Annotated in this window: 23 protein-coding genes; 8 read left to right on the forward strand and 15 right to left on the reverse strand. The window is 60.9% G+C overall.

The features are described 5' to 3' along the window. Positions 1-133: 133 nt before the first annotated feature. Positions 134-1,573, forward strand: coding sequence for an aldehyde dehydrogenase family protein (locus EE36_RS05610; protein WP_005850313.1), 1,440 nt, complete (start codon positions 134-136; stop codon positions 1,571-1,573). Between the two features lie 75 nt (positions 1,574-1,648). Here EE36_RS05610 and EE36_RS05615 read toward each other — a convergent pair whose 3' ends face one another. Next, positions 1,649-2,296, reverse strand: coding sequence for an RluA family pseudouridine synthase (locus tag EE36_RS05615; protein ID WP_005850315.1), 648 nt, complete (start codon positions 2,294-2,296; stop codon positions 1,649-1,651). 59 nt (positions 2,297-2,355) lie between these two features. Between EE36_RS05615 and EE36_RS05620 the strand changes: the two genes are divergently transcribed. Beyond that, positions 2,356-2,766, forward strand: a complete 411-nt coding sequence (locus EE36_RS05620; protein ID WP_039911642.1) for a nuclear transport factor 2 family protein — start codon at positions 2,356-2,358, stop codon at positions 2,764-2,766. A 56-nt stretch (positions 2,767-2,822) separates the two neighbouring features. Here the strand turns inward: EE36_RS05620 and rarD are convergent, their stop codons facing one another. The 4 genes from rarD to EE36_RS05640 form a co-directional block, all read right to left on the reverse strand. Beyond that, complete coding sequence (gene rarD / locus EE36_RS05625) at positions 2,823-3,749, reverse strand: EamA family transporter RarD (protein ID WP_005850318.1); 927 nt, start codon at positions 3,747-3,749, stop codon at positions 2,823-2,825. 105 nt (positions 3,750-3,854) lie between these two features. Further along, positions 3,855-4,478: a LysE family translocator gene (locus EE36_RS05630; RefSeq protein WP_005850320.1), complete on the reverse strand. Its 624-nt coding sequence runs from the start codon at positions 4,476-4,478 to the stop codon at positions 3,855-3,857. Between the two features lie 35 nt (positions 4,479-4,513). Further along, positions 4,514-4,969, reverse strand: coding sequence for a GAF domain-containing protein (locus EE36_RS05635; protein ID WP_005850322.1), 456 nt, complete (start codon positions 4,967-4,969; stop codon positions 4,514-4,516). 78 nt (positions 4,970-5,047) lie between these two features. Next, a complete protein-coding gene (locus EE36_RS05640; protein ID WP_005850324.1) occupies positions 5,048-6,220 on the reverse strand; it encodes an acetyl-CoA C-acyltransferase in 1,173 nt (390 codons plus the stop codon). A gap of 87 nt (positions 6,221-6,307) precedes the next feature. On the opposite strand from EE36_RS05640, the gene EE36_RS05645 reads away from it, so the two are divergent. The 3 genes from EE36_RS05645 to EE36_RS05655 all read left to right on the forward strand — a co-directional run bounded on the left by EE36_RS05645 (position 6,308) and on the right by EE36_RS05655 (position 9,046). Further along, complete coding sequence (locus EE36_RS05645) at positions 6,308-6,649, forward strand: STAS domain-containing protein (RefSeq protein WP_037965335.1); 342 nt, start codon at positions 6,308-6,310, stop codon at positions 6,647-6,649. Beyond that, entirely contained in the window at positions 6,646-7,125 is a 480-nt protein-coding gene (locus tag EE36_RS05650) for an ATP-binding protein (RefSeq protein ID WP_005850328.1), read from the forward strand. Before EE36_RS05645 ends, EE36_RS05650 begins: the two co-directional genes overlap by 4 nt. Positions 7,126-7,468: 343 nt before the next feature. Then, complete coding sequence (locus tag EE36_RS05655; RefSeq protein WP_039911647.1) at positions 7,469-9,046, forward strand: gamma-glutamyltransferase family protein; 1,578 nt, start codon at positions 7,469-7,471, stop codon at positions 9,044-9,046. 37 nt (positions 9,047-9,083) lie between these two features. Here EE36_RS05655 and hspQ read toward each other — a convergent pair whose 3' ends face one another. Next, positions 9,084-9,410, reverse strand: a complete 327-nt coding sequence (gene hspQ, locus EE36_RS05660; RefSeq protein WP_005850331.1) for a heat shock protein HspQ — start codon at positions 9,408-9,410, stop codon at positions 9,084-9,086. 84 nt (positions 9,411-9,494) lie between these two features. Between hspQ and EE36_RS05665 the strand changes: the two genes are divergently transcribed. Together EE36_RS05665 and EE36_RS05670 are read left to right on the forward strand one after the other, a co-directional pair. Further along, positions 9,495-10,376 carry an AEC family transporter gene (locus EE36_RS05665; RefSeq protein WP_005850335.1) on the forward strand — a complete coding sequence of 294 codons (882 nt, stop codon included), beginning with the start codon at positions 9,495-9,497 and terminating at the stop codon, positions 10,374-10,376. Between the two features lie 71 nt (positions 10,377-10,447). Then, positions 10,448-11,038: a lytic transglycosylase gene (locus EE36_RS05670; RefSeq protein ID WP_174226590.1), complete on the forward strand. Its 591-nt coding sequence runs from the start codon at positions 10,448-10,450 to the stop codon at positions 11,036-11,038. A 58-nt stretch (positions 11,039-11,096) separates the two neighbouring features. Here EE36_RS05670 and EE36_RS05675 read toward each other — a convergent pair whose 3' ends face one another. The 4 genes from EE36_RS05675 to EE36_RS05690 form a co-directional block, all read right to left on the reverse strand. Beyond that, the gene (locus EE36_RS05675) at positions 11,097-11,699 is read right to left on the reverse strand and encodes an outer membrane lipoprotein carrier protein LolA (RefSeq protein ID WP_005850339.1); all 603 of its coding nucleotides are present in this window, start codon (positions 11,697-11,699) and stop codon (positions 11,097-11,099) included. Positions 11,700-11,871: 172 nt separating this feature from the next. Then, positions 11,872-14,793: a DNA translocase FtsK 4TM domain-containing protein gene (locus EE36_RS05680; protein WP_005850343.1), complete on the reverse strand. Its 2,922-nt coding sequence runs from the start codon at positions 14,791-14,793 to the stop codon at positions 11,872-11,874. Between the two features lie 17 nt (positions 14,794-14,810). Further along, positions 14,811-15,992 carry an aminotransferase class I/II-fold pyridoxal phosphate-dependent enzyme gene (locus EE36_RS05685; RefSeq protein WP_005850345.1) on the reverse strand — a complete coding sequence of 394 codons (1,182 nt, stop codon included), beginning with the start codon at positions 15,990-15,992 and terminating at the stop codon, positions 14,811-14,813. Positions 15,993-16,101: 109 nt separating this feature from the next. Further along, positions 16,102-17,430 carry an amidase gene (locus tag EE36_RS05690; RefSeq protein ID WP_039911651.1) on the reverse strand — a complete coding sequence of 443 codons (1,329 nt, stop codon included), beginning with the start codon at positions 17,428-17,430 and terminating at the stop codon, positions 16,102-16,104. 89 nt (positions 17,431-17,519) lie between these two features. Between EE36_RS05690 and EE36_RS05695 the strand changes: the two genes are divergently transcribed. Beyond that, positions 17,520-18,746, forward strand: a complete 1,227-nt coding sequence (locus EE36_RS05695; RefSeq protein WP_005850350.1) for an FAD-dependent monooxygenase — start codon at positions 17,520-17,522, stop codon at positions 18,744-18,746. A gap of 22 nt (positions 18,747-18,768) precedes the next feature. Here the strand turns inward: EE36_RS05695 and EE36_RS05700 are convergent, their stop codons facing one another. The 5 genes from EE36_RS05700 to EE36_RS05720 all read right to left on the reverse strand — a co-directional run bounded on the left by EE36_RS05700 (position 18,769) and on the right by EE36_RS05720 (position 22,314). Beyond that, a complete protein-coding gene (locus EE36_RS05700) occupies positions 18,769-18,921 on the reverse strand; it encodes a Trm112 family protein (RefSeq protein ID WP_180829218.1) in 153 nt (50 codons plus the stop codon). Positions 18,922-18,950: 29 nt separating this feature from the next. After that, the gene (locus EE36_RS05705) at positions 18,951-19,595 is read right to left on the reverse strand and encodes an LON peptidase substrate-binding domain-containing protein (protein ID WP_005850355.1); all 645 of its coding nucleotides are present in this window, start codon (positions 19,593-19,595) and stop codon (positions 18,951-18,953) included. Between the two features lie 27 nt (positions 19,596-19,622). Then, positions 19,623-20,543, reverse strand: coding sequence for a thioredoxin (gene trxA / locus EE36_RS05710; protein ID WP_005850357.1), 921 nt, complete (start codon positions 20,541-20,543; stop codon positions 19,623-19,625). Positions 20,544-20,595: 52 nt separating this feature from the next. Beyond that, positions 20,596-21,384 carry an exodeoxyribonuclease III gene (locus EE36_RS05715; protein ID WP_005850358.1) on the reverse strand — a complete coding sequence of 263 codons (789 nt, stop codon included), beginning with the start codon at positions 21,382-21,384 and terminating at the stop codon, positions 20,596-20,598. Positions 21,385-21,627: 243 nt separating this feature from the next. Further along, a complete protein-coding gene (locus EE36_RS05720; protein WP_005850360.1) occupies positions 21,628-22,314 on the reverse strand; it encodes a response regulator transcription factor in 687 nt (228 codons plus the stop codon). Positions 22,315-22,400: the final 86 nt, after the last annotated feature.

Here is a 22,400-nt window from a genome sequence, read left to right on the forward strand (position 1 = left end):
GTTCACCGCTTATGTAGGACGTTGCGCTGCCGGTTTCACCCCCTCACTTGCGGGTCCCCAGATGTGGTGACATGGTACGCGCAACAGGCTGGGGGAAACGTCCCCGGCACCGCATGACAAAAGGAGTTTTCCCATGCTGGAGAAGCGCGAGTTTTACATCAACGGTGAATGGGTATCCCCCGCCAAGCCGAATGACTATCACGTGATCGACCCCACCACAGAGGAGCCCTGCGCGGTCATCTCGCTTGGGGATCAGGCGGATACCGATGCCGCGGTTGCCGCTGCCAAGGCCGCCCTGCCCGGCTGGATGGCGACGCCTCCGGCGGAACGCATCGCCCTGCTGGAAAAGCTGCTAGAGGTCTATCAGGCCCGCGCCGAGGATCTGGCCAAAGCGATGAGCACGGCCATGGGTGCGCCGATGGATCTGGCCCGCACGTCGCAGGTTGGTGCCGGTTCTTATCACCTGAGCAACTTCATCAAGGCCGCGAAAGAGTTCAAATTCGAACAGCCGCTTGGCGATCACGCCCCGAATGACCGGATCATCCGCGAAGCCGTGGGCGTTGCCGGTCTGATCACGCCGTGGAACTGGCCGATGAACCAGATCACGCTCAAGGTCGGCGCGGCGATTGTATCGGGCTGCACGATGGTGCTGAAACCTTCCGAGGAAAGCCCGCTGGACGCGATGATCTTTGCCGAGTTGATTGACGAGGCAGGCTTCCCCAAAGGGGTATTCAACCTTGTGAACGGCGATGGCGTCGGTGTCGGCAGCCAGATGTCGTCGCATAAAGACATCGACATGATCAGCTTCACCGGATCGACCCGCGCGGGCACGCTGATCTCGAAAGCGGCGGCGGATACGCTGAAAAAGGTCCACCTTGAACTGGGTGGCAAAGGCGCGAACATCATTTTCAACGATGCAGATGACAAGGCTGTCAAACGCGGCGTGCTGCACATGATGAACAACACCGGCCAGTCGTGTAACGCCCCCAGCCGTATGCTGGTGCAGTCGGATGTCTATGACAAAGCCGTCGAAGAAGCAGGCGCTGTGGCGTCGCAGGTTACCGTTGGTCCTGCCTCCGAAGATGGGCGTCATATCGGCCCCGTGGTCAATGAATCGCAGTTCAACAAGATTCAGGACCTGATCCAGAAGGGCATCGACGAAGGCGCGCGTTTGGTTGCGGGCGGCACCGGACGTCCCGACGGCTTGAACCGCGGGTTCTTTGTCAAACCCACTGTCTTTGCAGACGTGACCCCCGACATGACCATCGCGCGCGAGGAAATCTTTGGGCCGGTTCTGTCGATCATGAAGTTCGACAGCGAAGAGCAAGCGGTCCAGATCGCCAATGACACGGTTTACGGCCTGACCAACTATGTCCAGTCGCAAGATGGCGAGCGTCGCAACCGTCTGGCGCGTCAGCTGCGGTCGGGCATGGTCGAGATGAACGGCCAAAGCCGCGCCGCGGGATCGCCCTTTGGCGGCATGAAGCAATCGGGCAATGGCCGCGAGGGTGGTATGTACGGGATCGAGGACTTTACCGAGATCAAGGCCGTCTCGGGTTGGGCTGCTGAATAAGCTGTCCTTCGGCATGCCCCACAAACACCAAGGCCACCCTGCGGGGTGGCCTTTCTCGTCTTCGCCCTATGGCCTTTAGAACGGCGCTTTGGCGCGGATCTTGGTCGAATGTCCGCCCTGAGGATGGTTGAACCGCAGCTCCTCCGAATGGAGCATCAGCCGCGGATACGCCAACGCGGGCCCCGTGGCGTAAAACGGATCGCCCAGAATCGGATGGCCGAGGCTCAGCATATGCACCCGCAGCTGATGGCTGCGCCCTGTCTTGGGGCTAAGGCGCACCCGCGCGGTGTCGCCTTCGTCTTTCAGCACACGCCAGTCGGTTTGTGCGGGTTTACCCGTTTCATGGCAGACCATCTGGCGCGGGCGGTTCGGCCAATCCACGATCAGCGGCAGATCGATGGTGCCGGTCTTTTCCTGCGGTACCCCCCAGACCCGCGCGACATAGGTCTTGCGCGTCATCCGCTTTTCAAACTGCAATCCCAGATGGCGCTGCGCATGGGGCGTCAGCGCAAAGATCATCACGCCCGAGGTGTCTCGATCCAGACGATGAACCAGCAGCGCGTCCGGAAATGCATCCTGCACCCGCGCGATGAGACAATCGGCCAGATGCGGCCCCTTACCCGGCACCGACAGCAAGCCCGCGGGCTTGTCGACCAGCAAAACTTCGGCGTCTTCATGCAGGACAACCAGCGGATCTTGGGGCGGATTATATTCTGTTTCCATAAGTGTCCGTCTCAGAGTTAGGGTAGGTTTTCAAGCCAATCTGTACCAAAGGACCCGGAATGCATCCTACTATTACCAAGATGATTGATGTTGTCGCCAAGGGGGATTCGGAAAAGATCGCCCCGCTGCTGGCGGAAGACATCACCTTCATGCCGCCGACATATTACAAGACCTGGACCGGCCGCGCCCCTGTGGCAGCGGTCCTGGGGCACGTCGGCAATGTCTTTAGCGATTTCAAATACCGCCGGATCATGGGGGAAGGCACAGATTGGGCGCTGGAGTTCCAGTGCAAGATCGGGGATCTGGATGCCGTTGGCGTCGATCTGATCACCTTGGGTGACGACGGTCTGATCGCCAAATTCGAGGTGGTGATGCGCCCCTATAAATCCATCGGTGCCCTACGTGAGGCGATGAACGCACGGGTGATGAAGGATCCCAGCTTCCTCGCATTCAAGGACGCGCTGTCCTGAGCGAATGATATAATGATCGAGGGGCGCGACATGTCTGCGCCCCTCCTCCCCCCTTGTCACGCCGGTTTGTGCCGCATCTGCCGGAACAGCGAGATCGAATAGATCACCAGCGCACCCCAGATCAGCGGAAAGGCAATCATGCGCGCCCGCCCAAAGGGTTCGTCAAAGACCAGCGCCGCGCAAAGGAGGATCATCGTCGGCGCGATATACTGCAAGATACCGATGGTCGACAGCCGCAGCCGCTTGGCTCCGTTGGCGTAAAAGATCAACGGCACCGCCGTGACCACGCCGCAGCCCACCAGCATCCACGTATTAAACGGCACGCCCTGACCAAAGTGGTTTTGCCCCGTCATAATCAGGTAAACCAGATAAGCCAGCGCAGGGGCGAGCAGGATCAGGACCTCAAGCAGGAACCCCTGGTTCGGCCCGATCGGCAGCCGCTTTTTCGCCAGCGCATACAGCCCGAAGGTGAATGTCAGGCTCAGCGCGACCCAAGGGAAGCGACCGGAATCGAGCGTCAGGATCGCGACGGCGACGGCTGCCAGCCCGAGTGCCGCAAGCTGAAGTCTCGACAGACGCTCCCCCAGCAGCAGCGCCCCCAGCAGGATGCTGAACAACGGGTTGATGTAATAGCCCAAGGCCGCGTCCAGCGCATGACCCGAGTTCACCGCCCAGATGTAGATGCCCCAGTTGACCGAGATCAGCGTCGCCGTGACACAGCCCATCGCCAAGGTGCGCGGCGATCGGAACGCCTCGCGCAGGGTGGCGGTGCGCCCCAGAAGGATCAGCACCAATGCGCCCACGGGCACTGACCAGATGACCCGATGCACGACGATCTCTGCCGCTGGAATATGGGCGATGGCCTTCATGTACAGCGGCAGAAACCCCCAAAGACCATAGGCCCCGATCGCAAAGGCAAGCCCTTGGGGCGTGTCCTCGGGCGGGGCGGGCTGGGTGTTGGATAGGGTATCTGGGTTGCGCATATCGTGTCTCCTTGGGGTCTGCTTACGCCCGCAGGACCGCAGGGGCCAGAGGGAAAGACTGACCCAAGGGCAGTTGCCCCACAGGCGCGCGGGATCAGCCCTTGATCACCCCTTAGGCATCGGCGTATGCGCGCTGCCCAACAGCACCCCGTAGATGATAAAGCTGACCGCCATCACGCGGCGGAACCAGACGTTGAACACCGCTCCCAAGGCAGCCCGCCCCAGCCCCGCTCCAAGCGCCGTAAACCCGGTATAGCTGGCCGCGGTCAGGGTCAGCGCCGTCGGCACGATCACGATCATCTGGTCCCAGATCGGGACATCCGGCTGCACGAATTGGCTGAAGGCCGCAAGATATCCAGCGACCGATTTGGGGTTGATCGTCGCAATCGCAAAGGCACGCCAATAGACCGACGCGGCGGGGCGATCCTCCATCACCACGGGCTTGCCCGCCAGGACCAGCCCGCGCACGCCCAGATAGATCAGAAACCCTGCCCCGATCATCTTGGCCACAAAGAACCCCGTGGCCGAGGCCGTCAGCAGCGCCGTCACGCCAATCGCTGACAGCGCCAGAAACAGCGAGGCCTGCGTCAGGATCGCCAGCACCCCGACCATCGCCCGCGCGAAGCCCAGGTTCATCCCGTTGCTGATACAGTTCACCGCGTTCGGCCCCGGCGTGGTGACAAATACCACCCAGAACAGGGCAAACACGAGCCAAGCGTCAAAGCTCATGACATTTCCTTTGATCGACGGGCAGGATTACCGGCCTAGACGTTTGCGAAAACAGATTTCAGAATCGCGGCGAGTGCATCGGCGTCGGTCTGGTCAAACGCGGCGGGCTGGTTGCTGTCGATATCAAAGACACCCAGCAGCTCTCCGGTGCCGTTCCAGACGGGCAGGACCAGTTCAGACCGCGTGGAGGACGCGCAGGCGATGTGGCCCGGAAAGGCATCCACATCCGCAACCAGCTGCGTTTCGCCCGTGCGCGCGGCGGCCCCGCACACCCCACGCGCGAAGGGGATCACCAGACAGCCATGCCCGCCCTGATAGGGCCCGATCTTAAGCAGCTCTGGCGCGGTCACACGGTAGAACCCCGTCCAGTCAAAGCGGTCGTCGGCGTGGTGCACCTCGCAGGCGACGGTGGCCATCAGCGCCACGCTGTCGGTTTCGCCGTCGGTCAAAGCGTGGAGGGTTTTGGAGAGGGTAGGATAGTCAACGCGCATAAAAGTGCCTTTTGTTACTGTCGGACCGGGGGGCTGTCTGCCCCCCGGACCCCCCCGAGATTTAGTCCATTTGGAAAATCAGGGACGTTCGATCGCAATCGCGGTGCCTTCACCGCCACCAATGCAGATCGCCGCGATGCCCCGTTTCAGCCCGCGCTTTTCCAGTGCGTTCAGCAGGGTCACGATAATACGTGCGCCAGAGGCCCCGATGGGGTGGCCAAGCGCACAGGCACCGCCGTTCACGTTCACGATGTCATGGGACAGCCCCATTTCATGCATGAAGGCCAGTGGCACGACGGCAAAGGCCTCGTTCACTTCCCACAGATCAACGTCGTCTTTCTGCCAGCCCAACCGGTCCAGCAGTTTCTGCGCCGCCGGTACGGGCGCGGTGGTGAAAAGCCCCGGTGCCTGCGCGTGACTGGCGTGGCCGAGGATATGCGCGCGGACATTCAACCCTTGGGATTTGGCTGCTGTTTCAGATGCCAGCACCAATGCCGCCGCCCCGTCCGAGATGGAAGACGCATTCGCCGCCGTTACCGTGCCGCCCTCGCGGAAGGCGGGTTTGAGTTCGGGGATCTTCTCGGGCCGTGCGTTGCCGGGCTGTTCATCCGCCGAGATGGTGACCGACCCTTTACGCGATTTCAGATCAACCGCTGCGATCTCGCCATCGAACGCGCCGCTGCTTTGCGCGTCGAGCGCGCGGGACAGGGAGGCCAGCGCATAGTCATCCTGCACGGCGCGGGTGAATTGAAATGTCTCGGCGCAGTCTTCGGCAAAGCTGCCCATCAGACGGCCCTTGTCATAGGCGTCTTCCAACCCGTCAAGGAACATGTGATCGATCACCTGACCGTGCCCCAACCGCGCGCCGCCGCGCATTTTCGGCAGCACATAGGGCGCGTTTGTCATGCTCTCCATCCCGCCGGCGATCATGGTATCGGTCTGACCCAAGGCGATCTGGTCGAAGGCGATCATCGCCGCCTTCATCCCCGAGCCGCACATCTTGTTCAGCGTTGTCGACGGCACCTCTTCGCCCAGACCTGCCTTGAAGCCGGCCTGACGCGCGGGGGCTTGGCCCTGCCCTGCGGGCAACACACAGCCCATCAGCACCTCGTCCACGGTATCGGTGCCGGCACCGTCCAGCGCCGCCTTGATCGCGTGCCCCCCCAGATCGGCCGCGGTCAGATCGGCAAAAGCCCCCTGAAACCCGCCCATCGGCGTCCGCGCAGCCCCTGCTATCACGACTTTTTCCATTTCGTCCCCTCCCCGGGAAATGATCATCTTTTGGTAAGGTATCGGCGCTATGTCTTCTGGCGTCCGGCACACCTTGGAGATGACCATATGAAACTCTCAACCAGAACAGAAGGGCAGCTGCAAATCATATCCGTGATGGAAGACCGTATTGATGCCGCCGTTGCCCGCGCCTTTAAAGAAGCCATGCGGGATATGATCGAAGATGGGCCACCGGTGGTTATTCTGGATCTGGGGCAGGTGAACTTTATTGATTCCAGTGGGCTTGGCGCGGTGGTAGCGACGTTGAAACTTCTGTTACCGGACCGCAGCCTCACGCTGGCGGGGCTGACGCCCTCGGTTGATCGGGTGTTTCGATTGACGCGGATGGACAGCGTGTTTCCCCTTTTCCCCACATTGGACGCCGCATTGGCCGCGCAGGTGCCCGCATGAGCGCCCCGAACCGGAACGAAGGCACAGTGGGTCAGGCGGATACCCCCTATGGGTTCGAGGTGACGTTGGAAGCCTCTGCCGATGCGGTACGCGCGGCCCTTGGACATATCCGCGCAGAACTGGCCGATCGGGGGCTATCGCAAGAGAACCTCGAGATTGTGGAACTGGTGCTGGCCGAGACGCTGAATAACGTGGTCGAACACGCCTATGCCGGATTGCCCCAAGCGGGGCTAATCGGGGTGCGCGGGGCCTATGCGCCTGATGACTTGCGGTTTCGCATCACCGATCTGGGTAAACCGATGCCGGGGTTCACCCTACCCCCGGGTGAAGCATTCGATGTACTGAAACTTGCAGACGAACTGCCCGAAGGGGGATTCGGCTGGAGCCTGATCCGGTTGCTGAGCTGCGAGCTGGAATATTCGCGCACCGGTGATATGAACCTGCTGGCGCTGCGCATTCCGCTTGCCGCCGGATAAGCTGGGTTTGGGGGCCGCCACTAGGGGGGCCTTTGCCGCCAGGGGTTAAGTGTTGGTCACCTTTGGGGCAGCTTGAAGCAACGCTTCGCAATAGCGCCTCAAAGGTTTCATAATTCCGCCCAGCTTTGCGGGCAACGTCGGTTCTGTAGCTGCATATGGCTTCCCTCGGCGTTGCGTTTTAATAGCCCCCACCCAGTACGCAACGCCGAGGCACATTTGCTGTACCCAATCCCCCTTTATGTACCCAGCTCCCCTTTAAGTGCCCAACTGCCCTTTAGTGATTGCCCGCCCGTCCTGCACCGCGCTACGTTCAGCCCGATGACAGCAACCTGAGGCCAATGACATGCGCGACTTTCACCTTCCCGGACGATCCCCCGTTCTGGCGAGCAATGGCATGTGTGCCACGTCCCATCCTTTGGCCGCAAAGACCGCTGTCAATATTCTTGAGCGGGGCGGCAACGCGATGGATGCCGCGATTGCCGGTGCCGTGCTGCTGGGGATTTGCGAGCCGCAGATGACCGGAATCGGCGGGGATTGCTTTGTGCTGTATTCTCCTGCGGGCAGCGACGAGGTGCACGCGCTGAACGGATCGGGCCGCGCCCCTGCTGCGTTGGATGCCGCCCATTTGCGCGACGCTGGTGAAAAGACGGTACCGCTGCGCAGCGCCCATGCCGTGACCATTCCCGGCGCGATCGACGCGTTTTGCCACCTGTCCGACACCATCGGCACCATGGGTCTGGACACGATTCTTGCCCCGGCGATCCGCTATGCCGAAGAAGGCGTGCCCGTCGCGGCACGTGTCGCCTTTGATTGGGGCAATGATGCGAGCACCTTGCAGGGGGCCGCACGCGATTTCTATCTGACCGGCGGCGAGGCCCCAAAGACCGGCGACATCTTCCGCGCCCCCGGTCAGGCCGAGGTCCTGCGTCGCATCGCCAAGGACGGGCGCGATGCCTTCTATGCGGGTGAGGTGGCCGAAGATATCGTCGCCTCTCTCAATGCGATGGGGGGCAAGCACACGGCAGAGGATTTTGCCGCCACCGCTTGCACCCCCGGTGAGCCCCTTGCCTCCACTTATCAGGGCGTTGAGGTGCTGGAACATGCGCCGAACGGTCAGGGGGCCACGGCACTGTTGATGATGAACATGCTGTCGCATTTCGACGTTGCATCCATGGATCCTTGGGGCGCGGAGCGTGTGCATATCGAGGCGGAAACCGCCAAGCTGGCGTATGATGCGCGCAATCGTTTTCTGGCGGACCCGGACCATACCGCACGTCTGGCACATATGCTTGCGCTCGAAACGGCGCAGGAGCTGGCGGCGTTGATCGACCCGAAGAAAGCCATGCCCGACCCCGTCGCCCTGTCAGAGGCGGTGCATAAGGATACGATCTATATCACCGTGGTGGACAAGGATGGGATGTCCGTGTCGTTGATCTATTCGATCTTCCACGGTTTCGGGTCGGGCATCGCGTCGGATAAATTCGGTATCCTGCTGCAGAACCGCGGTGCTGGTTTCACCCTTGACCAAGGGCGCGCGAACGAGCTGAAGGGCGGCAAGCGGCCGATGCATACGATCATTCCGGGGATGATCAAACGCGACGGTAAGGTGATCATGCCGTTTGGCGTGATGGGCGGGGCCTACCAGCCCAATGGCCACGCGCGGTTTGTCTCTAACCTGACGGATTTCGGGCTAGACCCTCAGGCCGCCATCGACGCCCCCCGCGCGTTTTCCGATAATGGCATCCTCAAGGTCGAACGCGGCTATAGCGATGCGGTCCGTGCCGAGCTGGCCGAGATGGGGCATAAGGTCGAAATTCCGGCCACAGCCATCGGCGGCGCGCAGGCGATCCAGCTGCATGACAACGGTTTGCTGGAGGGGGCGAGCGACGCACGCAAAGATGGGTGTGCTCTGGGCTATTAAAAAAGGGTGGCAGGGCGCGGGTCACCCACGCTTTGCCTCAGTTCAGCTGGAAGTGCAGCGGATAGGCCCCATCGGTGAACGGGCCGAAGAGGTCGGGGATATCGGGATGGTCCACAGGTTCGCCCGAGTAATCGGCCACGAGGTTCTGCTCGGACACATAGGCCACGTAATAGCTTTGTTCGTTTTCGGCCAGCAGGTGATAATAGGGCTGGTCTTTCTCGGGGCGGCTGTCTTCCGGAATAGCCTCGTACCATTCTTCGGTATTGGCAAATTCGGGGTCCACGTCAAAAATCACCCCTCGGAAGGGATGTTTTTTGTGCCGGACGATCTGGCCCAAGTGGTATTTCGCGCGCGTTCTTATCATAACATCGGTGCACCTACCGTTCGTTCGTAGTCCCTTCAAGGGGCTTTTGTCCAATCCTGCGACGCGTAACCAAGGAAACAGTTTGTGAACCTCGTCCTGACAGTGCTTGAAATTGTGGCTCCTGTGTTCCTGCTCGCGGGGATCGGCTTTGCCTGGGTAAAGCTGGGGTTCGAGTATCGCATCCAGTTTGTGACCCAGCTGGCGATGACCCTATCGGTGCCCTGTTTGATTTTCGTGTCGCTGATGACAACGCAGATCGACCCCGCCGCGCTGAGCGCTTTGTCACTGGCGACAGTGGCGGCCTATGGCGGGGTAACGCTGCTGGCTGCGCTGATCGTGCGCGTGTTCGGGTTGAACCGGCGGACGTATCTGGCCCCGATGATCTTCGGGAATACCGGCAATCTGGGTCTGCCGCTCGCGCTTTTTGCCTTTGGCGACACGGGGTTGGGTTATGCCGTTGTGGTCTTTGCCATTATGGCCATATGGTCGTTCACCTTTGGCATCTGGCTGGTGGCGGGCTCTGGCTCCTTTGGCAAGGTCATCCGTGAACCGCTGGTCTGGGGCACGGCATTGGGCGCATTGTTTCTGGTGCAAGGCTGGGAAACGCCGGTGTTTCTGACCAATACGCTGTCCCTGCTCGGTCAGATGGCGATCCCGATTATGCTGATCACATTGGGCGTTGCCGTGGCACGGCTGTCCCCCGGCGGGATCGGGCGCGCGGTGGTGTTGTCGCTGATCAAGCTTGCGATCTGCATCGGCATCGCCGCCTTGGCGGGCTGGTTCTTTGACCTTGATAAAATCGCTTTTGGCGTGCTGGTCTTGCAGGTCGCCACACCGGTGGCGGTGACATCCTACCTGCTGGCAGAGAAATACGGTGCGGATGCGCAGTCTGTCGCGGGGCTGGTTGTCGTCTCTACCGTGCTATCGGTTGCCGCTTTACCGCTTATGCTGGGGTTTCTGCTGTAATTTCTGGTGGGCGTCGGCGGGGCAATCTGATAAACTAAATGTAATAAAAACACGATAAAAGCGAGAGGCCGATGAGCAGAACCTTTTGCGCCCTGATAATTGCTGTGCTTTTGGCATCATGTAGTGGCGGTCCGACCAGTGCCCCACGAGACCTTGATAACGCATGTGCGATTCTCAAAGAGCGCCCAGAATATTACCGCGCATTCCGTGCAGCTGAACGCCGTTGGGGCGTGCCTGTCCATGTGCAGATGGCGACGATCCATCAGGAAAGCAAATTCATCGCGGATGCGCGTACGCCGTTCCGCTATGTCATCGGCGTGATCCCCATGGGCCGCCAGTCCAGCGCATTTGGCTACAGCCAAGCGCTTGATGCGACATGGGATGAATATCTGGCTGAAGCTGGCGGTTTCCGCGCCAAGCGCGACCGGATCAACGACGCGTCGGATTTCATGGGGTGGTACATGAACAAGAGCCGCGACAAGAACGGCATCCCCCTGCATGACGCGGAAAACCAGTATCTGGCCTATCACGAAGGCAACACAGGCTATGCGCGCCAAAGCTATAATTCGAAACCCTGGCTGGTCGCCGTGGCCCGCAAGGTGCGCGCGCGCTCCGATATGTACCAGCAGCAGATTGCAGGGTGTCGCCTGTCACGTTGGTAAGCTGACCAACACCGGATAAAGAAAAGGGCCTCGAACGTATGTTCGGGGCCCTTTTTCCTTAGCGGTTCACCTGACCGGGGCTGCCGACGTCAAACAGTTTGTTGGGCAGGCTGCCGCCCTTTTGCAGGTCGCCCAGAACCACGGTGGTCTTGGTGCCGTTGCCGTCGTTGATGATCCACTGGCGCAGCTCGACCGGGTTGCCGGTGAACTTCAGCTCGATATTGCCATACTCAGGATGCGCGGGGTCTTGGGCGCGCACGGTGGTCGCGGTGCCGTCATAGTTATGCCCCGTCACCATCTTGGCCTGACCAAGGTTCACATTCGCGGCCAGAATGATCGACAGCGGCGTTTTGGACAGCGGGTATGTCTCTGCCGGTTGGTTGGATTTCTTGTCGTAGATCACAACCGTATTGCTGCCCGCCACGACAATCCCCGAATCCGGTGCGTTGTATTCAAAGCGCACTTTGCCCGGACGTTTGATGTAGATCGTGCCGGTGCTGATCGAGCCGTCATCGTTGATCTGGGTGAATTCGCCCTTGGCGGTTTTCAGATCGTTAAGATAGCCGGAAATCGCGTTCAGCGGCAGTTTGTCGGCGGCGGCGGGCATCACAGCTGCCAACCCCAGACCAATGGCCAGAACGGTGGTGGTAACAAAACGCATCATAGTCTTCCTATTCTTATTCCAGTGCCTTGCCTTCGACATAGGGCTTCGCGTCATGATATACGATATCACGCAGCAGGATATCGCCTAACACGCCCGAAATGCAAAAGGGGCTGGCCTGTTCCCAAGCCAACCCCCGGCGTCGCAATGACGTTCCGATTATTTTTGCGCGCTACCCCTGCTCTGGTATCAGGATCTCGCGCTTGCCCACGTGATTGGCTGGCGAAACAAGGCCCGCGTCCTCCATCTGTTCGACCAGACGTGCGGCTTTGTTATAGCCGATGCCCAGTTTCCGCTGGATGTAGGATGTCGAACATTTGCGGTCTTTTGCAACGATCGCCACGGCCGTGTCATATTGCGCGTCTTCGCTGTCGGTATTGCCGCCCAGACCCAGAACCGCGTCGATGTTCCCCTCTTGGTCATCGGATGGCCCTTCGACCACACCCGACACATAATCAGGTTCACCATAGGCCTTTAGGTGGTTCACGATCTCTTCGACCTCTTCGTCGCTGACAAAGGGACCGTGGCAGCGCACGATCTTGGACCCGCCCGCCATATAGAGCATGTCACCCATGCCAAGGAGCTGTTCGGCCCCCATCTCGCCCAGGATCGTACGGCTGTCGATCTTGGAGGTTACCTGGAAGGAAATCCGCGTCGGGAAGTTCGCCTTGATCGTGCCGGTGATAACATCGACCGAAGGACGCTGTGTCGCCATGATCAGGTGAATACCCGAGGCCCGCGCCATCTGCGCCAGACGCTGGATGCAGGCTTCGATCTCTTTGCCCGCGACCATCATCAGGTCGGCCATCTCGTCCACGATCACGACGATATAGGGCAGCGCTTCGGGCTTGAATTCATCCGTCTCGAAGATCGGCTCGCCCGTATCCTCGTCAAAGCCGGTCTGGACGGTGCGGCTGAACATCTCTCCCTTGGCCAGGGCCTCGCGGACGCGACCGTTATAGCCTTCGATGTTGCGCACGCCCATCTTGGACATCTTGCGATAGCGCTCTTCCATCTCGCCCACGGTCCACTTCAGCGCGACAACGGCCTTTTTCGGGTCGGTCACAACGGGGGACAGCAGATGCGGGATGCCGTCATAGACCGACAGTTCCAGCATCTTGGGGTCGATCATGATCATCCGGCATTCTTCCGGCGTCAGCTTGTACAGCAGCGACAGGATCATTGTGTTGATCGCAACGGATTTACCCGAACCGGTGGTCCCCGCGATCAGCAGGTGAGGCATCTTGGCAAGGTTCGCGACCACAGGGTCACCGCCAATGTCTTTGCCCAAGGCCAGCGGCAGACGCATGGTGCTGTCGCCGAAATCACGCGCGGCGAGGATTTCACGCAGCACAACTTTCTCGCGGTTCTCGTTGGGTAGTTCGATCCCGATCACGCTGCGCCCCGGCACGGTGGACACACGCGCCGACAGTGCCGCCATAGAGCGCGCGATATCGTCCGCCAGACCGATCACACGGCTCGCCTTGAGGCCCGGTGCCGGTTCCAGCTCGTACATGGTGACAACGGGGCCCGGACGGACAGCGACGATTTCACCCTTTACGCCATAGTCATCCAGCACGTTTTCCAGCATGCGCGCGTTCTCTTCCAGCGCGTCGTCGCTCAGGTGCAGGCGTTCGACATTATCCGGGCTTTCCAGCAGGTTCAGCGGCGGCAGTTCAAATCCAGGGTGCGTGTCTTCAAAGGTCAACGCAGGCTGTGCCTCGGCCTGAGCTTGTTTGCTGGGCTGCACCGGCTTGCGCATCTGCGGTTGCACCACCTTGCGCGGCTGAGCCACGGGGATCTGCATGGTCGGTTCCCGCTCTGCCTTTTGCAGTGGCAGGTGGCTGTCGGTCATCGGTTCATCATCCAGAACCGCCATATCCGCGTCATGATCCGGTTCGGAGGGGGTTAGCTCAAGCACGGGGCGTTCCGCGACCAAAGGTGCACGGCTTGCGGTTAAAGGCGGCTCCGCCCGAGTAGGGGAGGGGGCCGGCGCACCGGTCAATGGCGGCTCTTCGCGGCGGGCACCACGGGCGGTGGTATCCAACAGAAGCGGGTCAGGGCCACGCCCGCGACCACGGGTCAAGGGGGCGGTGGTGGCCGTATGCACAGCCCCGCCGGTGCGCACGCGGCTTTTGATCACATCGGCGATCTTGGATTTGATACGGTCGCTGCTGGGGGCTTCGTCCAGTTCGGGTTCAGCCCATGTCTCGACCAGTTCAGGTTCGGGCAGCGGGTCGGCGCGTTTGACCAGCGTCGGCATTTTCGACAGCAGGCCGGTTTTTGGCGCAGGTGCAGGCGCGTCGCTATAGGCCAGTTCGTCGTCATAGTACCCTTGGCTGGCCGCGAATTGCGCGTTCTCCTCAGCCTCGATCCGGTTGCGTTCGCGGCGTTCAAGCTGGCGGGCCTGAATGCCCTGCGCGGCGGCAACCGCCCCCGATGCACCACGCCCCAGAAGGGTCATCAATCCGGCATAAGCCATGATCAGCCCGACCAGCATGAAGCGAAACAGACGTTGCAGTTCAAGTCGGGTGAAGCCGACAACAAAGGCACCAAAGGCAAGGATCGCCACGCCCATCAACAGTGACATCAGCTTGATCGTAAAGGTCGACCCGATCGGCAGGACGGTCAGGATCACGCCCATGACCGTGTCGCCAAACAGCCCGCCCAGACCAAAGCTATGGGTTTGCAGCCAAGCCGCATCCGGCGTCAGCGTTGCCCCGTAGATCGAACACAAGGCGACAGCAATCGGGGCAAAGATCAAACGGCCCACGGCGCGTTCCTCGCCGCGGTGCAGAGCAAAGCGTGCGCCCCAGGCCAGCAGGATTGCCGCGACAGACCACGCGCCCCAGCCCACGATCATGAATAAAGGCGCGGCCAGCGACGCGCCCATGCGCCCCAGCCAGTTCTGCACCGGCGCATCGGTGGACACCATAAAGTTGGGATCATCAGGGGTGTAACTGCCGATCATCATGGCGGCCATAAGGCCCAGGGCGATCAGCCCGAGGCCCAGCAGCTCCTTGCCGCGTTTTTCGATCGCTTCGGCCATGTTGGTGTCTAGCAAAGGGTCGCGCCCACGTGTCTGATATGCCATTGCTCTGATCCCTCGTCTTATTCTGGATAGAGACAGCGGCGGATCGCTTCGATCCCGCGCGTTGTCTCTTCTTTTGGGGCGACCATCGCCACCCGAATATAGTGTTTCCCGGGGTTTTCGCCGTCCACGCTTTGCGCCAGATAGCCGCCCGGCAGCACCCGCACGCCGGTTTCACGCCAGAGTTTCAGCGCCGCAGCTTCGTCATCTTCCACCGGCAGCCACAAAAAGAACCCGGCCTCGGGGCTTTGGTACCCGGGGACGTTGCCGAGAATACGGTCGGCGACCTCGTATTTCTCGATGTAAAGCGCGCGGTTCTCGGCCACATGGGCTTCGTCGTCCCAGACCGCAGCCGACGCCGCTTGCAACGGTAACGGCAGCGGTGCACCGGCATAGTTCCGCAGCTGCTTGATCTCGCGCATGGTATTGGCACCCGACGCGACAAAGCCGGACCGCAGCCCGGGCAGGTTCGACCGTTTCGACAGCGAATGGAAAATCACCACACGATCCGGATCGGCCCCGACCTCTTGCGCGACTTGTAGCGCCCCGACGGGCGGCGTGTCGCGGTAGATCTCTGAATAGCATTCATCCGCGAAAATCTTGAAATCGTATTTTTCTGCCAGCGCGATCAGATCGGCCCAATACGCATGGGTGGCCACGGCCCCCTGCGGGTTGGCGGGCGAGCAGACATAGGCCGCAGTGGTCCGGTTCAGCACATCTTCGGGCAGGCTGGCAAAATCGGGCAGATGCCCTGTTTCGCGCGTGGCAGGCACCATCACCGGATCAGCGGCACCGGAAATCGCGGCGATCATATAGACCTGATAGAACGGGTTCGGCATCAGAATGGCGGGCTTGCGGCCATTCTTCGTCTCGGGACAAGTGGCCATGACGGCGTTATACAGCCCTTCGCGGGTGCCGTTCAGCGGCATCACCTGCGTGTCTGCATCCACATCCACACCGTAGCGTCGGTTGATCCATCCGGCAATCGCGCCGCGTAACCGGGGCGTGCCGTCATTGGCCGGGTAGCTGTTAAATCCGGCAGCATTTTCGGCAATCACATCGGTGACCCATGCCGGAAAAGCATGTTTCGGCTCGCCAATCGTCATGTGGATCGGCGTGCCACCGCCTTCATGCGCATCAAGCAATGCGCGCAGGCGCGGCCACGCGTGGGCCGGAAGGTTCGAAAACCGCTCGGGGTACATCATTTCACTGCCTCGGGTTCGGGATCATTCACGCCCCGTTTGTTCCAGAGTACCCAAGGGCTTGCCCCGCGTCCAGACATTGCAGGACGCAGGGCAAGGTTTGTGTCATTTAGGCCAATGCCTCTTCGGCGGCTGCGGCAATGCGCAGCAGGTGCTCTTCGCCAAAGGGCTGACCCATCAGCATGATCCCGCAGGATGGGGTGCCCGTGGGCAGGGTCACCGCCGCCAGCCCCATAAGATTCCCGATACGCGTGTTGCGCAAGGTCATGAGGTTGGCCGAGACGTAATAGTCATGCTCGGCTTCCAGCCGGTCCAGCTTGGGGGGTAGCAGCGGTGCGGTGGGGATCAGCACCGCGTCATAGCCCGCCACAGCTTTCACATAGGCCGCGCGGATCTGGTCGATCATGGCCCAGGCTGCCACATAGTCGGGGCCGGAGTGGGATTTACCCAAGCGGAACCTTTCAAGGATTTCGCCGTACATCGCATCCGGGTTCGCCTCGATCACGTCGCGCCACAGGCCGTAGGCTTCGGCGGTGTAAAGGCATCCGCTTAGCGGCATCGCCTCTTTGATGGGGTCGAAATCGATGTCCTCGATCACCGCCCCCGCTTCCTTCAGCCGCGCGACAGCATCGTCGAAAGCCGCCGCGGGGGCGTCTTCAATATCATCGAACGCCACCGTGCGCAGGATCGCAAAGCGACGCCCTTCGATGTCGGTGCTGCCCATGTCCATCGGCTTGGACCCTTCGGTGAGCGCCAGCAGCAGGCTCGCATCCTCGACCGAGCGGCAAAGCGGGCCCACCGTGTCGAACTTGGCAGCCAGCGGCACGGTCCCCTCAAGCGACACACGGCCCGAGGTGGTTTTCAGCCCCACAAGATCGTTCCACGCGGCAGGCACCCGCACCGATCCGCCGGTATCCGACCCGATCGCCGCCGCCGCCAGACCGAAAGCGACAGAGGCCGCAGCCCCGGACGACGACCCGCCCGACACGGCAGCTTCATCGTTCACGCAAGGGGGGGTGGCGGTGCTGGGGTTATACCCGAGCCCCGAAAACGCCAGCTCGCTCATATGGGTCTTGCCCAGACAGACCAACCCCATCGCGGTGGCATTCGCCAACACGCGCGCGTCGCGGTCCGGCACACGGTCTTTCAGCAGGGCGGTGCCCGCCTCTGTCGCGATGCCGGCGGTGTCGAACAGGTCTTTCCAGCTGATCGGTACCCCGTCCAGTGGCGACAAACGCTGCCCCGCCCGCGCGCGGTCCCGCGCGGCACCGGCCTCGGCCAGGGCCCGGTCGGCGGTCACGCGGGCATAGATGCGATCCCGCAGGGGGTGGGCGTCGATCGCGTCAAGATAGGTCTGGCACAGCACAACAGGGTCGATCTGGCCGTCCCCGATGCCCCGTCCCAGATCTGCGGCTGTCATGGTTAACCACTCTTGCATGTTGCTTCCTCGAATAATGCTTTGGAAAAGGGACGGTAGCGACGCCAGCGCGCATGGACAATCCCTGCCGCACGCCCATATCTAAAGCTATGGATTTTGATACAGATATCGCAATCGTCGGTGGGGGGCTGAATGGCCCGACACTTGCCTTGGCTTTGGCGCAGATCGGGCTGCGGGTCACGTTGATCGACAGGCTGCCCGCTGCCACGCGGGAAGATGCGGCGTTTGACGGGCGATCCTATGCGCTGGCGTTGACCTCGACACGGATGCTCGGGGCGCTCGGGATTTGGGATAATGTGAAACCCCACGCGCAACCGATGCTCGAGATCAAAGTGACGGACGGGCGCGCGGGCGAAGGCCCCTCCCCTTTCTTAATGCATTTCGATCACGCAGAGATCGAAGAAGGGCCGATGGGCCATATGGTCGAGGACCGCCACCTGCGGCGCGCCTTGGCAGAAGCGGTGAGCGCTGAGGCCCGCATCACGCGGTTGGACGGCGAAACGGTCATCGCGCAAGACGCCGCCCCGGCGGGCGTCACCCTGACACTGGAAGATGGTAAGACCCTGCGCACGCGTCTGGTTGTCGGCGCGGATGGCCGCGCCTCGGGCACCGCCACGCGGGCGGGGATCAAACGCATCGGCTGGGATTATGCGCAAACCGCGCTGGTCTGCGCCATCGCCCATGAAAAGCCGCATCACGGGGTCGCGCATCAGTTCTTTATGCCCCCCGGTCCGCTGGCGATCCTGCCGCTGACCGAAAACCGGTCCTCCATCGTCTGGAGCGAGACCGCCGCCAACGCAGCGCATATCCACGCGCTGCCGGATGCGGGATACCTCGACGTGCTTCGCCCGCGCTTTGGTGATTTTCTGGGAGAGATTTCCCTTGCCGGTGCGCGGTACACTTACCCGCTGAGCCTGTCGCTGGCGCATTCGATGGTGGCACCGCGTGTCGCGCTGCTGGGGGATGCCGCACATGGGGTGCACCCGATTGCCGGTCAGGGGTTGAATGCTGGCATGCGCGATGTCGCCGCGCTGGCAGAGGTGATCGCTGATGCACAACGGCGCGGGCAGGATGTCGGCAGCACCACGGTGCTTGAGCAATATCAGCTGTGGCGTCGCTTTGATAACACCGCGCTGGCATTGGCGACGGACAGCTTCAACCGGCTGTTTTCCAACGACAACCCGCTGCTGCGTCTTGCACGTGATGTGGGGATGGCGGCGATTAACGCCCTGCCCGATGCCCGTCGCGGTTTCATGCGCGAGGCGGCGGGGCTGACGGGCACCCTGCCCCGTCTGATGCAGGGTAAGGCGCTTTAGGGGGCCGCCTACCCCCGCCGCGTCAGTCGATAACCCGCGCTTCGTCCACCAGCATCACTGGGATACCGTTGCGGATCGGATAGGCAAGACCGGCCGCGTCCGAGATCAGCTCTTGCTTGTCGGCGTCATAGGTCAGGCGCATCTGCGTGCGGGGGCAAATCAGTGCCTCTAGCATGCGGCGGTCGAATGGTATCTCTTCGGCGTTCAATTCATCATCTCCCCTTCTTGGCCACCCCGCAGGGTGTATTCGATCAACGTCAGCAACGTCTCGCGTCGGGTAGAGAGGGATGGTGCCTCGAGCAAGGCCTGTTTGTCTTCGCAGTCAAGATCCAGCATCATCGACAGTGAATTGATCAACAGTTCATCGTCGGCCTCTTGCAACGTATCCCAATCTGCCGACAGGTTTCGCGCGTCGAAGTAACGGCCAAGCGTGTTCAGGAAATTATCGCGGTCGAAACTGCTGTCCTGTTCATCCTTGCCAAGATCGCGTTCAAACCCGTCCCAGTTGACATCGCAACGGCGGTAGGGCGCGAAGCCTTCGACCTCTTTCACCACCCGAAAACGCGAAATCCCCGCGAGGGTGATCATATAGCGCCCGTCCTCTGTCTCGGAGAACTGGGTGATCCGCCCGGCGCATCCGATGGTTTGCAGCCCCGGACCGTCGCGCCCCGGCACCACATTGGGCTGCACCATGCCGATCAACCGCCCCGGCGTTTTCAGACTGTCTTCGATCATCTGCAGATAGCGCGGTTCAAAGATATGCAGCGGCAACCGCGAGCGCGGCAGCAGCAATGCGCCCGACAACGGGAAGATCGCGATTGTGTCTGGCAGGTCCGATTGCTGTATCATGTAAGCTTACCTAGGGCGCGCACAGCCTTATGCAAATATCATAGAGCTAAGTTTACGACGACCATTCAGGGCAATCGGATCGTTGGGTTTCAACGCCTCGAAGATGATGAACAATTGCGTCTTGGCGGCGCCGTCATTCCATTCACGATCCTTGCCGAAAAGCGTCAGCAGTTGATCCACAGCAGCTTGCGTGTCGCCATGCGCATAAAGCGCCTGCGCCAGATCAAAACGCGCCTGCATGTCATCAGGGTTGGCATCCACCGCCGCCTGAAGCTCTGCCACGGGGCCTGCATCGGCTGCCTGTCGCGCCAGTTGAAGCTGCGCATGCGCGGCCTCAAGCTCGGGCGCTTTCGAGATTTCGATGGGTGCGCCGTTCAGATGCGCTTCGGCCTGATCAAGCTGATCCAACGCGATATAGGCACGCACCATCCCACAATAAGCACCGGCGTGGTTCGGATCTTCGCCCAGGATCGCGGCAAAAGTGTCTAGCGCGTCCTGCGTCGCCCCTTCGGCCAGCATGTCATCCGCGGCGGCCACGGCCTCTGACAGCTCTTCACCGGGGGCTTCGCCGCCGCCCGCTTTGATCACGCGGTCGATGAACGCCTTGATCTCGGACTGTGGCAGGGCCCCCTGAAACCCGTCAACCGGCTGGCCCTTGAAGAAAGCATAAACGGTCGGGATCGACTGGATCTGCAACTGGCCTGCGATCTGTTGGGCCTCGTCAACGTTGATCTTCACCATCTTGACCGCGCCTTTGGCCGCGCGCACCGCGTCTTCGAGCATCGGGCCAAGGGTCTTACACGGGCCGCACCACGGGGCCCAGAAATCGACAATCACCGGCACCGTTTGCGATGCCTCTACAACATCGGCCATGAAGGTCGCTTCGCTCGTGTCTTTGATCAGATCGGCATCACCGGCACCGGCGGGGGAAAGGTTCAAATCCATCATATCAAAATCCTCGCTTGGGGTTGCCCTTTATATGAGGGCGCGTCTGTCTATTTCAAAGGTCGAATGTCGCAAAGACCGGCGCGTGGTCGCTGGGCTTTTCCCAACCACGGGCGTCGCGCAACACGCGGCTGGAATGTGCCGCGCCCGAGATATCGGGCGTTGCCCAGACGTGGTCCAACCGGCGGCCCTTGTCTGCCGCATCCCAATCCTTGGCGCGGTAGGACCACCAGCTATACAAGTTGCCTTGCGGGATATCCTGCCGCGTTACGTCGACGAAACCACCGGCGTCCTGCGTCTCGGCCAGCTTTTCGACCTCTATCGGTGTGTGGCTTACCACCTTGAGCAGCTTCTTGTGATCCCAGACGTCATCTTCGCGCGGTGCGATGTTCAGGTCGCCCACCAAAATGGATTTCTCGGGTTTGTCGCCGTGGAACCAGTCGCGCATGTCCGCCAGATAATCGAGCTTCTGGCCAAACTTCTCGTTCACCTCGCGGTCGGGCACGTCGCCGCCAGCGGGCACATAGAAGTTATGCACCGTCACCCCGTTTTCGAGCTTTGCCGCAATATGGCGCGCGTGGCCCAACGTCGCAAAGTCCTGATCACCGGCATCCACCAAGGGCAAGCGCGACAGGATTGCCACACCATTGTAACCTTTTTGCCCTCGCGCCACCATGTGGGTGTAGCCCGCTTCGATGAAGGCCGCGGTGGGGATTTTGTCGACCGGGCTTTTACATTCCTGCAAACACAGCACATCCGGCCCATGTTCAGCCAGCAGCTTGAGCACAATCGGTTCGCGCAACCGGACAGAGTTGATATTCCATGTGGCCAGCGTGAAAGGCATGAGGCAGCTCCCTTGGGTCAGATCGCGCGCACCCTACCGCGAAATGCGCAGCGTCCACCATGCCGAATTCCCGGGACTTCCGGGCTGCGGACAAAAAAAGACCGGGCACAAAGGCCCGGCCTAGTCCAACAGGGAGGTATGTATCATTTCCCGGATACAAACTTCGGGTTCAAACCGATCGACGGGTCATGAAAACCCCGTCTCTCGCAGGAATAACCAGTGGGGCCCGCTTGGGTTCCACAATTATGAAATAATTCTGTAACCACCTGATTCAGTTAACAAAATTCTTGCGTTCGAAGGATCAGGCTCGATCTTCTGGCGCAGGCGGTAGATGTGGGTTTCCAATGTGTGCGTCGTGACACCGGCGTTATAGCCCCAGACCTCGTGCAAAAGCGTGTCGCGCGGGACGACGCCCGCGGCAGCACGGTATAGGAACTTGAGGATATTCGTCTCTTTTTCGGTCAGCCTGATTTTCTTGTCGTCTTCGGTGATCAGCAACTTGGCCGACGGCTTGAACGTATAGGGTCCAAGCTGGAAAATCGCCTCTTCGGATTGTTCGTGCTGGCGCAACTGCGCCCGGATGCGCGCCAAGAGAACGGGAAATTTGAACGGTTTGGTGACGTAATCATTCGCGCCCGCATCCAGACCCATGATCGTATCCGCGTCACTGTCATGCCCCGTCAGCATCAGAATCGGGCTTTTCACGCCCTGGGTACGCAGGTCGCGACACAGGTCACGCCCGTCGATGTCCGGCAGTCCAACATCCAGAATGACCAGATCATACAAGGCTTCGGCGGCGCGGGTTTTGGCGTCTGCGCCATTGCCTGCTTCGAATACATCAAAGTCTTCGGTCAGCAATAATTGCTCGCTCAGCGCGTCGCGCAGGTCATCGTCATCATCTACGAGCAAGATTTTCTTTAGCTGGGCCATATCAACTCATCCTCTACAACTTTACTTTAGATGTGTTCACAAAGCCGTGCGTGCAAGAGTAGCAGGTGTTTGATCACACGACCGTG

This window comes from Sulfitobacter sp. EE-36, assembly GCF_000152605.1.
Lineage (GTDB): Bacteria > Pseudomonadota > Alphaproteobacteria > Rhodobacterales > Rhodobacteraceae > Sulfitobacter > Sulfitobacter pontiacus.